Below are 11,955 nucleotides of genomic sequence, written 5' to 3'. Positions count from 1 at the left end.
GTCAGCGCCTGGCGCAACAGCCTGCAACGGGTGGGTGACAACGAGTTGCGCAGCGTGGCTTTCCCCAATATCAGCACCGGCGTGTGGGTTATTCGAAGGAGCGGCTCGCAGAGGTGGCAGAGCGTGCCGTTCGTGGTTTTCTCACAACACATCCGTAACCTGAGAAGGTATACTCCGTCTGCTATGACGAAGAAAACCCCCGACTTTAACAACCTCTGCTGGCAGAAACCGCCAGCGAGTGACGATCACGCCACCCGTCTTGGCCGAGCGGTCGCGCCCGAGGCGGCCCGCCATGAAGGGCTGAGTGGTATCCATCCGCTGGATAACAGCCTGGACGCCTTTGCAGCACGCTACACCCTGGCCGGAGTGGCGGAGCGCAGCCTGGATGTTCAGTACTATATCTGGGAAGACGATATGTCCGGGCGCCTGCTGTTCGGAGCGCTGCTGGCGGCGGCCCAGCGCGGCGTGCGGGTACGTATTCTGCTGGATGATAATAATACTGTTGGGATGGACAGCATACTGATGCTGCTGGACGCCCATCCCAATATTGACGTCCGGTTGTTTAATCCCTTTTCGTTTCGCAAGCTGCGTTTTCTGGGCTATCTCACCGATTTTGCCCGCCTGAACCGGCGGATGCACAACAAAAGTTTTACGGTGGATGGCGAAGTCAGCATTGTTGGCGGGCGCAATATCGGTGACGCCTATTTTGGCGCCGGCGATCAGCCGCTGTTTACCGATCTTGATGTGATGGCGACCGGGCCGGTGGTGGCTGATGTGTGCGCCGATTTCCAGCGCTACTGGGAATCGGCGGCGGTGGCGCCGCTTTCCCGGGTGCTGGAGGTGAGCGAAGGTGAAATTTCGCGCCGGGTGCAACTGCCCCCCGACTGGCTGGAGAATCCGATGGCCCAGCGCTATCTGGAGCGGCTGCGCACCAGCCGGTTTGTGGCGCAGCTGGAATCCGGCGAGCTGAATATGCTGTGGGCGAAAACCCGGCTGCTCAGCGACGATCCGCGCAAAGGCGAGGGCAAAGCGCGGTTGCGCGGTTTGCTTGGCGTGCGTTTAATGCGTGTGGTGGGCGAGCCAAAATCACAGTTTGATATTATTTCGCCCTATTTTGTCCCCACCCGTTCCGGCGTGGCGCAGTTACTGACCCTGGTGCGTAAGGGGGTTAAAATTGCCATTCTGACCAATTCGCTGGCGGCCAACGATGTGGCGATGGTGCACGCAGGCTATGCGCGCTGGCGCAAAAAACTGTTGCGCCATGGAGTGGCGCTGTATGAGCTCAAACCCCAGCAGCAGTCCGGGCGCACGACGCCCCACGACCGTGGCCTGACCGGGAACTCCGGCTCCAGCCTGCACGCGAAGACCTTTAGCGTGGATGGTGAAAAGGTATTTATCGGCTCCTTTAATTTTGATCCGCGCTCGGCGTTGCTTAATACCGAGATGGGATTTGTGATTGAGAGCGAAACCCTGGCGAAGCTGGGCCATGAACGCTTTATCCGCAGCCGCCGCCACAGCGCCTGGGAACTACGTCTGGACAGGCGCGGGCGGATAAACTGGGTGGAGCAGGAGGGAGATCGGGACGTGGTCTGGCGTAAGGAGCCTCAGACCCACTTCTGGAAGCGGCTGGTGGTTCGGATCACGGGCTGGCTACCGGTAGAGTGGCTGCTGTAATCAAAAACGCCCGACGCTTAATTGGGCGTTTTGACCATTAACGAACGCCGCTGGTCGCGGGCTGCGCCTTTTTTTTCTGCGGCTTGCCGGAAAACAGGAAACGCAACAGCGGCACCCGCAGGTGCAGTTCGTAAAGCAGGGTGGAGATAGCCATCACAAAGAGCAGACCCACCACAAATCCCAGGGTATTAGAGCGAATATGCGGCATGATGTATGCGCCGAAAAGCAGCGTCAACGGATGATGTACCAGATAAATAAATAGCGAGGCGTTAACAAAGTACGTGACTCGCGGCGAATGAAAGTTGAGCAGCCGGTGGCCCAGCGAAAACACCACATTGGTCATCCACAATCCCATCAGCATGACGATCACCGCTTCCCGTTCATACATCCAGCCTGCGCCGCTGCCGTATCGCTGGTTAAGCACATAGGCGATAAAGGCCAGTAGTGAGCCCACATAGCAGGCGGGGGAGGGGGTGATGAAGCGGGCCTTCAGCGCCGGATATTTAAAGGCGATGGCGCCCAGCATAAAGAACGGCAGGTACATCAGCGTCTGCATTACGGTGAAGTTGAACAGCCCGTCGCTGAGGATCGGTGGCCAGGCTATCAGCAGCAGGCGGCGCAGTGCCGCCCAGCCTATGCCCAGCCCCAGAAAAATAAATGACAGCGCAAGCAATGAAAAATCTCGCTCCTTCGCCGGTGCCTGTTTCATTTTTTTAAACAGAATAAGGCCAATCGTTGTTAATATCACCAGCACCAGTAAAAACCACAGGTGTGAAGTCAATTCCCAGACCAGGGTATTATATTTTTGATAGCCGCTAAGCTGCGACCAGTTTTGCGACTTCCCACTTACAAATTGCAACATTAAAAATTGCGGTAGCGTCAGTAAGGGAATAGCGGTCAGCCCAGGAATACCTACGCGTTCGACGCGCACTTTCCACCAGTGGGCGGGGCTGTAGCGCTGATACAGCATCCAGGAAAAATAGCCGGAAATGACGAAGAAAACCTGCATGCGGAAGGCGTGGATAAAGTCGTTGAACAGGGTCAGCCAGCCAGAGGCTTCCGCGCTGTTGACGTGCCACTGATGGCTTGAATAAATGAGGGAAACGTGGAACGGAATTCCCAGTAACATCAGCCAGGCCCTGATCGAATCAAGGAAAAATTCGCGTTGCGCCGGTGGGTTGCTCATAACACTCCAGAGTAATATAAGACTTTTCGCCTTATCCTTAAGACGACTACGGATTACATTTGGCTGCTAACCCTACACTAACGCAGCCTGACTGTCTCCAGGAGAAGCACGGAAAGCGTAATCACTTGACTTATTATTCGCTTAAAGCCTGAACCGCTGGTATGAACCTGACGGGGATATGGTTGTCGGAAAGTTGAAGTATCCATTAGAATGGATTGGATTGACTTTAGCACACAAAGGGGGATGTGCTGACTTTTATGAAAAATAAACCAGAAATGAAGAAACTGCGCTGGTTGGGTGCCGCTATAATGTTGTCCCTGTATGCCAATTCGGTATGGGCTTTTTCTATTGATGACGTTGCTAAACAGGCGAAGTCTCTGGCAGGTAAAAGCTACGAGGCACCGAAAAGCAACCTGCCTTCCGCATTCCGCGACATGAAGTATGCGGACTATCAGCAGATCCAGTTCAATCATGACAAAGCGTATTGGAATAAGCTTAAGACCCCATTCAAGCTCGAATTCTATCACCAGGGCATGTACTTCGATACGCCGGTGACGATCAATGAAGTGACCGCCACGGCGGTACATAAGATTAAGTACAACCCGGATTACTTCACATTCGGTAACGTGAAGCACGACAAAGACACCGTTAAGGATCTCGGCTTCGCAGGCTTTAAAGTGCTCTACCCGATCAACAGCAAAGATAAGAACGACGAAATTGTCAGCATGCTCGGGGCCAGCTACTTCCGCGTCATCGGCAAGGGGCAGGTTTATGGTCTATCAGCGCGCGGTCTGGCCATCGACACCGCGCTGCCATCCGGTGAAGAGTTCCCACGTTTCCGCGAATTCTGGATCGAGCGCCCGCAGCCGAAAGCTAACTGGCTGGTGGTCTATGCTCTGCTGGATTCTCCGCGCGCCACCGGCGCCTACCGCTTCATTATTCGTCCGGGCGAAGAGAGCAAAGTCGACGTACAGGCAAAAATCTACCTGCGCGACAAAGTGGGCAAGCTGGGCGTAGCACCGCTGACCAGTATGTTCCTGTTCGGGGCTAACCAGCCGTCGCCGAGCGTGAACTATCGCCCGGAAATGCATGACTCCGACGGTCTGTCTATCCATGCCGGCAACGACGAGTGGATCTGGCGTCCGCTGAATAACCCGAAACGCCTGGCGGTCAGTACCTACAGCACCGAGAATCCGAAAGGTTTTGGCCTGCTGCAGCGCGGTCGTGACTTCTCGCGCTATGAGGATCTGGACGATCGTTACGATCTGCGTCCCAGTGCCTGGGTTCAGCCGGAAGGCAACTGGGGTAAGGGAAAGATCGAGCTCGTCGAAATTCCGACCAACGATGAAACCAACGATAACGTTGTCGCCTTCTGGACGCCGGAGCAGCTGCCGGAACCGGGCAAGGAGATGAACTACAAGTATTCCATTCTGATGACCCGCGACGAAAGCAAGCTGCACGATCCGTCTATTGCCTGGGTACAGCAGACCCGCCGCTCTACCGGCGATGTGAAGCAGGCTAATCTGATTCGCCAGCCTGACGGTACCGTGGCCTTCGTGGTGGACTTCACTGGCGAAGAGATGAAGAAACTGGCAGAGGACACTCCGGTTACCGCTCAGGCCAGCATTGGCGATAACGGCGAGATTGTCGAAAACAACGTGCGCTACAACCCGGTCACTAAAGGCTGGCGTTTGACGCTGCGCATCAAAGTGAAAGACGATAAGAAGACCACCGATATGCGCGCCGCGCTGGTTAACGGTGATAAGACACTGAGTGAAACCTGGAGCTACCAGTTACCTGCCAATGAATAAACTGACGACACAAGACTATGTGGAAGCGCTTGGCCTGACTGCACAGCAGCAGGCCCGGTTGCCCACGACGGACGTGCGCGCGGTGCACCAGGCGCTTGGCGCCGACGCGGAGCGCTATCCGCGCGAGGATGATTCGCCCCAGGGTTCGGTAGCAGCCCGTCTGGAGCATCAGTGGCCTGACTCCGTCGGCAATGGGCAGCTCGCCCTGGATGCCGAAGGGCGAACCGAGCTGCGGGCGATGCCGGAGATCCACCGTTCCTCCATGGTGCCGGAACCCTGGCGTACCAACCCGATCGGCCGCTTCTGGGATCGCTTGCTTGGGCGTAACCTGTCGCCGCGCCATCATTCGATGTCCAAAGAGGAGCAGGCCAGCGAACAGAAATGGCGTACCGTTGGCACCATCCGTCGTTACATCCTGCTGCTGTTAACTCTGTCCCAGACCGCCGTCGCGACCTGGTATATGAAAACCATCCTGCCTTATCAGGGATGGGCGCTGATCAACCCTGCCGATATGGTCGGCCAGGATCTGTGGATCTCCTTTATGCAGCTGCTGCCTTACGTATTGCAGAGCGGCATTCTGATCCTGTTCGCCATTCTGTTCTGCTGGGTTTCAGCCGGTTTCTGGACAGCGCTGATGGGTTTTCTACAATTGCTGATCGGCAAGGACAAATACAGTATCTCCGCCTCGACGGTGGGGAACGAGCCGCTGAATCCCGAGCACCGCACCGCGCTGGTGATGCCTATCTGTAATGAAGACGTCAGCCGCGTTTTCGCCGGGCTGCGTGCTACCTGGGAGTCGGTTAAGGCTACCGGGCAGCATAAGCATTTCGATATCTACATTCTGAGTGACAGCTACGACCCCGATATCTGCGTGGCTGAACAGAAAGCCTGGATGGAGCTAATTGCCGAAGTGCAGGGCGAAGGGCAGATCTTTTATCGCCGCCGCCGCCGCCGTATGAAGCGTAAAAGCGGTAACATCGACGACTTCTGCCGCCGCTGGGGCAGCCAGTACAGCTATATGGTGGTGCTGGACGCCGACTCGGTGATGACCGGTGAGTGTCTGACGCAGCTGGTGCGCCTGATGGAAGCCAACCCCAATGCCGGGATTATACAGTCGGCTCCACGTGCTTCCGGCATGGATACCCTCTACGCGCGCTGCCAGCAGTTTGCCACCCGGGTATATGGCCCGCTGTTTACCGCCGGCCTGCACTTCTGGCAGCTCGGCGAGTCCCACTACTGGGGCCATAATGCCATTATTCGCGTGAAGCCCTTTATTGAGCACTGCGCGCTGGCGCCGCTGCCGGGCGAGGGATCTTTTGCCGGTTCGATTCTGTCACATGACTTCGTGGAAGCCGCGCTGATGCGTCGTGCGGGCTGGGGCGTGTGGATAGCCTACGATCTGCCCGGTTCCTATGAGGAGCTACCGCCTAACCTGCTTGATGAACTGAAACGCGATCGCCGCTGGTGTCACGGCAACCTGATGAACTTCCGCCTGTTCCTGGTGAAGGGGATGCACCCGGTGCATCGCGCGGTGTTCCTGACCGGGGTGATGTCCTACCTGTCGGCGCCGCTGTGGTTTATGTTCCTGGCGCTCTCTACCGCGCTTCAGGTGGTGCATGCCCTGACCGAACCGCAGTACTTTCTGCAGCCGCGTCAGCTATTCCCGGTCTGGCCCCAGTGGCGTCCGGAGCTGGCGATTGCGCTGTTTGCTTCGACCATGGTGCTGCTGTTCCTGCCGAAGCTGCTGAGCGTGATTTTGATCTGGTGCAAAGGACCGAAGGAGTATGGCGGCTTTTTCCGCGTGACGCTGTCGCTGCTGCTTGAGGTGCTGTTTTCTGTGTTGCTGGCGCCGGTGCGCATGCTGTTCCATACCGTGTTCGTGGTTAGCGCCTTTCTGGGCTGGGAAGTGGTCTGGAATTCGCCGCAGCGTGACGATGACTCTACCCCATGGGGTGAGGCCTTTATGCGCCATGGCTCTCAACTGCTGTTGGGACTGGTCTGGGCTGCCGGAATGGCGTGGCTTGACCTGCGTTTCCTGTTCTGGCTGGCGCCAATTGTCTTCTCGCTGATTCTGTCGCCGTTTGTGTCGGTTATCTCCAGTCGGGCGACGGTGGGGCTGCGTACCAAACGCTGGAAACTGTTCCTGATTCCGGAAGAGTATTCGCCGCCGCAGGTGCTGGTGGATACCGACAAATACCTGGCGCTTAATCGTCAGCGCGCGCTGGACGACGGTTTTATGCATGCGGTGTTTAACCCGGCACTGAATGCGCTCTCCTGCGCCATGGCGACTGCCCGCCACCGAGCCAGCCAGGTACTGGAGATCGCCCGCGATCGCCATGTAGAGCAGGCGCTAAACGAAACGCCGGACAAACTGAATCGCGATCGTCGCCTGGTACTGTTGAGCGATCCGGTGACGATGGCGCGGATGCATTATCGCGTCTGGGCGAATCCGGAGCGCTACTCCTCCTGGGTGCAGCTTTATCAGTCGGTAACGTTAAACCCTGGGGTGCTTAAGGCCCAGTGATAAGGAAGATGCCGGCGGTGACGCCGGCTTTTTTTTGCCCGGGATGGGCGAGCAAGTTTAAAGAGGATACCTGTGAGAATTGTCGTTGTGATTATCGCCGCTCTGTTGTTAAGCGGCTGTGGCAGTATCATTAGCCGTACAATACCGGGGCAGGGCAACGGTAATCAATACTATCCTGGGGTACAGTGGGATCTGCGTGATTCGCCGTGGCGCTACGTAACGGTACTCGATCTGCCGTTCTCACTGGTTTTCGATACTCTGTTGCTGCCGATAGATAGCCATCACGGGCCTTATGAGTAATTTCTTTCTTCCCGGAACGTACACAGGGAGAGGGCCGGGGTGAGGGGGACAGACGGCTCCGGCGCCCTGTTTCAGAATAAAAACGGCGGAACATAGCGATGCGGTGGGCTGTTCCGTTCATTGGCGGGAAACTCCCTCTCTCGTTTCAGGAGAGGGCCAGGGTGAGGGAACAGGCGGCTCCGGCGCCCGGTTTCAGAACAAAAGCGGCAGAATATGATGATGCGGCGAGTGTTCCGTTCATTGCCGGGAAACTCCCTCTCCCGTTTCGGGAGAGGGCCGGGGTGAGGGTGACAGGCAGCTCCGGCGCCTGGTTTCAGAATAAAAGCGGCAGAATATGATGATGCGGCGAGAGTTCCGTTCACTTCAGGCAACAGCTTCTCTGTTAACCCACCGCGGGTGAACGGGCCAGGGGGGCTCAGTCGCCGCTCCCCTGGCGACCCGGGCTCCCCGGCGGTAAAAAACGCCCTTCGGGGCCCCTTCGCTTATCACTCCGGGCTTTTCGGAACGGGCAAGAGTCGCCATCCCTGGCGACCTTACCCTGTCGCGACATCCTGTCGCTCCTCCGGCCCTGCGTGAACGCTACGGCGTTTTTTAAGCCGGGAGGCAACCCCCTTGTCGCTTCAGACGGAGTGCTCAAATACAACCAGCAATACCTTTACTGATAAATCCGGGCAGAAGATTCAGGGCGGTGACTCTCCGGCCTGAAAATCGCCGCAGCGTTCACGACCGCCAGGGTCAGCCCGACAGGACGTCGGGCTGAGGGCGTGCGGCACAGGGAGGTGACGTCACGCCCGACCCGTCCGGCGGACGGGAAAAGCGGAGGGGCCCGCGACAGCGGCGATTTTCACGCCGGAAAGCCGGGTTGTCAGGGGCGGCATTTGAGCCCCTGGCCCGTTCACCGGTTCCGCAACCGGCATAAGAGAAATCACCTTAAGGTGAACGGAACCTTCGCCTGCGCGGCATACTCTTTCAGAACACGGCACTGGAGCAGAAATAGCGCAAACCGGCATGACCACGTACTACAACCGCCGCCCCGGCTTGCATCTGAAAGGGCACCGGTTGTTCAGTCAGGATGATGGTGCGGAGGCTGTCCGTTCATTGCCGGGAAACTCCCTCTCCCGTTTCGGGAGAGGGCCGGGGTGAGGGTGACCGGCGGCTCCGGCGCCCTGTTTCAGAACAGAAGCGGCAGAATATAATGATGCGGTGGGCTGTTCCGTTCACTTTGCGTGATTGCTTCTCTGCTGATTCACCGGTTCCGCAACCGGCATAAGAGAAATCACCTTAAGGTGAACGGAACCTTCACCGGCGCGGCATATTCTTTTAGAACACAGCATTGTCGCAAAAATAGCGCAACCGGCATGACCACATACTACAACCGCTGCCCCGTCCCACATCTGAAAAGCCACTGGGCGGAATATAACGATGCAGCGGGCTGTTCCGTTCACTTTGCGTCATTGCTTCTCTGTTAATTCACCGGTTCCGAAATCGACATATAAAAGTAACCTTAAGGTGAACGGAACCTTCGCCAGCGTGGCATACTCTTTCAGAACATGGCACTGTTGCAAAAATAGCGCAACCGGCATGACCACGTATGACAACCGTTGCCCCGGCCTGCATCTGAAAGGCCACTGACTGTGGAAGCCGGATTTGAAACCGGCTGGCCGGTGACGGTGACCATTGAGTCGGGGCAGAATCGTTATCTGCCCCGACTCAATGTGATAAACCGTCACTCAGCGCTCGTCCCACTCGTCCGCTGCGGCTTCCCCTTCTTCGGTATCCAGCGGAGGTTCGAGCTGGAATTCGCCTTCATCCCACTCGTGCAGGGTATTTTCTTCCTGCCATTCATCTTCTATCTCAATATCCTCATAGTCGCCATCGAAGACCTCCTGGGCCGCTTCGCCGCTAAATAACGGCAGACATTCTCCTTCTTCATCTTCGCTGGCGAGAAATTCGGCCTGCCACATAATATCGCCATCCTGCAGAATATATTTCTGCAAAGCCAGCTGTTGGACGATAGTGTCTTCACCGTTGTTGGCAATAAACTCTTCGCGTGCGGCGTCGATGGCTTCTTCAAGCGTGGTGTACATTGACATAGCGTGCTCCCTGAGTTGACCTGATTTCTGGAAAGAATAGACGAACTGCGCTCTGGCAGAAAATATCGCGGAAAAAAAATTCGCGGGTGTGGATCAACGTGCGGTTTATTGGCCCGGCATGTGGCCGGGCCAATAACCTAGTAGCGGGAAGGAACGCCTTCCGGGCGAGTCTTAAAGCGGCGGTGCAGCCACATATATTGAGCGGGGGCCATCATGATGCAACGCTCAACGACCTTGTTCATCCAGGCGGCAGTGACTTCAGGGCTGTCGAGCGGAGGCTGACATTCCGGCTCCAGGGCAATCAGCTCATAGCCCTTACCGCCTGGCTTGCGTCTGGGGACAAAGGGAACGATACAGGCTTTAGACATGCGGCTCAGCATCCAGGTGCCGGAGGTCGTTGCCGCCTGATCAACGGCAAAGAAGGGGACAAAGACGCTATTACGCGGGCCATAGTCGTGGTCCGGCGCATACCAGATGATTTCGCCGCCTTTCAACGCTTTCACCATCCCTTTCAGATCTCTGCGATCGAGCATTGTTTTATTCGAGCGTAGCCGTCCCCAGGTCTGAAGCCAGTCGATGAGGGGATTATCGTTAGGGCGGTAGACGCCAATTCCCGGGGTGTGCATCCCGAAAATTCTGGCTCCCAGTTCAAGAGTCAGAAAGTGAACCCCGATCAGCAGGATCCCCTGCTTTTGAGCCAGCAGTTCTTTTACCGGCTCTATGCCTGAGACTTCGGTCCAACGCGCCACGCGCCAGTCAGGCCAGAACCAGGCCATGCCGGTTTCCATAACTCCCATTCCGACGGATTCAAAATTCTGTCTGACCAGACGCTGGCGCTCCGCCTCTGGCATATCGGGAAAGCAGAGTTCAAGATTACGGTGGGCGATCTGCGCCCGACGCGGCAGCCACTTCATCGACAGCCAGCCAAGCAGGCGACCGATACGCCAGATAACCGGATAGGGCAACAGCACCACCAGCCAAAGTAAACCGATACCCAGCCAGGTGAGCCAGTAGCGGGGGTGCAGCAGGGCACGGGAGAATTGTGGTAACTGAGTCATGAAAATTCCATAAACAAATGGCAACGCCACGAAGAGCCATATTGTGACATCTATTTGTGTCACCGCCAAAACCACAAAGGACGAATGACTGAACTATCACCGCTCTGTGGCTGATGGCATCATATTGTGTGCAGAATGTAGCGTAAAATGTGTGGATGTAAATTAGCCGCTGTTGCTATATGATGCCGCGCCATCAATAAGCGTTAACCTATTGCAGGAAAAAACACCATGCCAGTGTTACATAACCGAATCAGCAATGAGGAGCTGAAAGCGCGCATGCTGGCTGAAAGCGAGCCGCGCACCACAATCTCATTCTATAAGTATTTTACCATTGATGACCCCAAAGCAACCCGCGACGCGCTGTATCAGGCGCTGACGGCTCTTAAAGTGTTTGGTCGGGTCTATCTGGCTCATGAGGGTATCAATGCGCAAATAAGCGTACCACAGAGCCGCCTGGAGAATTTCCGTAATACGCTGTACGGCTTCCATCCGGCGCTGGACGGCCTGCGGCTGAATATCGCGCTGGACGATGATGGCAAGTCTTTCTGGGTGCTGCGGATGAAGGTGCGTGACCGTATCGTGGCCGACGGCATCGACGATCCTCATTTTGATCCTTCCGATGTGGGCGAGTATCTGACCGCCGACGAAGTGAACGCCATGCTCGACGATCCCGACGCGCTGTTTATCGATATGCGTAATCACTATGAGTACGAAGTGGGCCACTTTGAGCGGGCTCTGGAGATCCCGGCGGATACCTTCCGCGAACAGTTGCCAAAAGCCGTCGAGATGATGGAGCCGCATCGCGACAAAAAGATTGTGATGTACTGCACTGGCGGTATCCGCTGTGAAAAGGCCAGTGCATGGATGCGCCATAACGGGTTTAATAAGGTGTATCACATTGAGGGTGGCATCATCGAGTACGCACGGCGTGCCAGAGAGCAGGGATTGCCGGTGCGATTTGTGGGCAAAAACTTTGTTTTCGACGAACGTCTTGGGGAGCGGATTACTGAGGATGTGATCGCCCACTGTCATCAGTGCGGCACCCCATGCGACAGCCATACCAACTGTAAAAACGACGGTTGCCACCTGCTGTTCATTCAGTGTCCCCATTGTGCGGAGCAGTATCAGGGCTGCTGCAGTGAACGCTGCCGCGATGAGCTGCATCTTTCGCCGCAAGAACAACGCCAGCGTCGGGCCAGGCGGGAAAACGGAATGAAGATTTTTAATAAATCGCGCGGCAGGCTGAATACGTTGACCGGCATACCCGATCCGGAGTAAGGAAAATCGCCCCGCCTGATGGCGGGGCAGG

Annotated in this window: 8 protein-coding genes; 5 read left to right on the top strand and 3 right to left on the bottom strand. The window is 56.5% G+C overall.

The genetic code is table 11. The features are described from left to right. Positions 1 to 183: 183 nt before the first annotated feature. Entirely contained in the window at positions 184 to 1,674 is a 1,491-nt protein-coding gene (locus V3W49_RS08545) for a phospholipase D family protein (RefSeq protein WP_500144922.1), read from the top strand. 37 nt (positions 1,675 to 1,711) lie between these two features. On the opposite strand, the gene mdoC is transcribed toward V3W49_RS08545, so the two are convergent. Continuing rightward, positions 1,712 to 2,860, bottom strand: a complete 1,149-nt coding sequence (mdoC, locus tag V3W49_RS08540; protein WP_500144921.1) for a glucans biosynthesis protein MdoC — start codon at positions 2,858 to 2,860, stop codon at positions 1,712 to 1,714. A 275-nt stretch (positions 2,861 to 3,135) separates the two neighbouring features. Here mdoC and mdoG point away from each other — a divergent pair, with 275 nt between their 5' ends. The 3 genes from mdoG to V3W49_RS08525 all read left to right on the top strand — a co-directional run bounded on the left by mdoG (position 3,136) and on the right by V3W49_RS08525 (position 7,495). Beyond that, positions 3,136 to 4,671: a glucans biosynthesis protein MdoG gene (mdoG, locus tag V3W49_RS08535; protein WP_500144949.1), complete on the top strand. Its 1,536-nt coding sequence runs from the start codon at positions 3,136 to 3,138 to the stop codon at positions 4,669 to 4,671. Beyond that, positions 4,664 to 7,195: a glucans biosynthesis glucosyltransferase MdoH gene (gene mdoH / locus V3W49_RS08530; RefSeq protein ID WP_500144920.1), complete on the top strand. Its 2,532-nt coding sequence runs from the start codon at positions 4,664 to 4,666 to the stop codon at positions 7,193 to 7,195. Before mdoG ends, mdoH begins: the two co-directional genes overlap by 8 nt. A gap of 72 nt (positions 7,196 to 7,267) precedes the next feature. Further along, the gene (locus V3W49_RS08525) at positions 7,268 to 7,495 is read left to right on the top strand and encodes a YceK/YidQ family lipoprotein (RefSeq protein WP_500144919.1); all 228 of its coding nucleotides are present in this window, start codon (positions 7,268 to 7,270) and stop codon (positions 7,493 to 7,495) included. 1,730 nt (positions 7,496 to 9,225) lie between these two features. On the opposite strand, the gene V3W49_RS08520 is transcribed toward V3W49_RS08525, so the two are convergent. Together V3W49_RS08520 and V3W49_RS08515 are read right to left on the bottom strand one after the other, a co-directional pair. Further along, positions 9,226 to 9,588, bottom strand: coding sequence for a MysB family protein (locus V3W49_RS08520; RefSeq protein WP_500144918.1), 363 nt, complete (start codon positions 9,586 to 9,588; stop codon positions 9,226 to 9,228). A gap of 137 nt (positions 9,589 to 9,725) precedes the next feature. Next, the gene (locus V3W49_RS08515) at positions 9,726 to 10,646 is read right to left on the bottom strand and encodes a Kdo(2)-lipid IV(A) acyltransferase (RefSeq protein ID WP_500144917.1); all 921 of its coding nucleotides are present in this window, start codon (positions 10,644 to 10,646) and stop codon (positions 9,726 to 9,728) included. Between the two features lie 228 nt (positions 10,647 to 10,874). Here V3W49_RS08515 and trhO point away from each other — a divergent pair, with 228 nt between their 5' ends. Further along, entirely contained in the window at positions 10,875 to 11,924 is a 1,050-nt protein-coding gene (gene trhO, locus V3W49_RS08510) for an oxygen-dependent tRNA uridine(34) hydroxylase TrhO (protein ID WP_500144916.1), read from the top strand. The last annotated feature ends 31 nt before the right edge of the window (positions 11,925 to 11,955 follow it).

It is taken from the genome of Rosenbergiella sp. YN46, assembly GCF_036620675.1.
Lineage (GTDB): Bacteria > Pseudomonadota > Gammaproteobacteria > Enterobacterales > Enterobacteriaceae > Jejubacter.
This window is presented reverse-complemented; position numbering and strand designations above follow the sequence as displayed.

Coding starts and splice junctions, on each gene's coding strand:
- V3W49_RS08545 (WP_500144922.1), top strand. CDS start 184: ATGACGAAGAAAACCCCCGACTTTAACAACCTCTGCTGGCAGAAACCG.
- mdoC (WP_500144921.1), bottom strand. CDS start 2,860: ATGAGCAACCCACCGGCGCAACGCGAATTTTTCCTTGATTCGATCAGG.
- mdoG (WP_500144949.1), top strand. CDS start 3,136: ATGAAGAAACTGCGCTGGTTGGGTGCCGCTATAATGTTGTCCCTGTAT.
- mdoH (WP_500144920.1), top strand. CDS start 4,664: ATGAATAAACTGACGACACAAGACTATGTGGAAGCGCTTGGCCTGACT.
- V3W49_RS08520 (WP_500144918.1), bottom strand. CDS start 9,588: ATGTCAATGTACACCACGCTTGAAGAAGCCATCGACGCCGCACGCGAA.
- V3W49_RS08515 (WP_500144917.1), bottom strand. CDS start 10,646: ATGACTCAGTTACCACAATTCTCCCGTGCCCTGCTGCACCCCCGCTAC.
- trhO (WP_500144916.1), top strand. CDS start 10,875: ATGCCAGTGTTACATAACCGAATCAGCAATGAGGAGCTGAAAGCGCGC.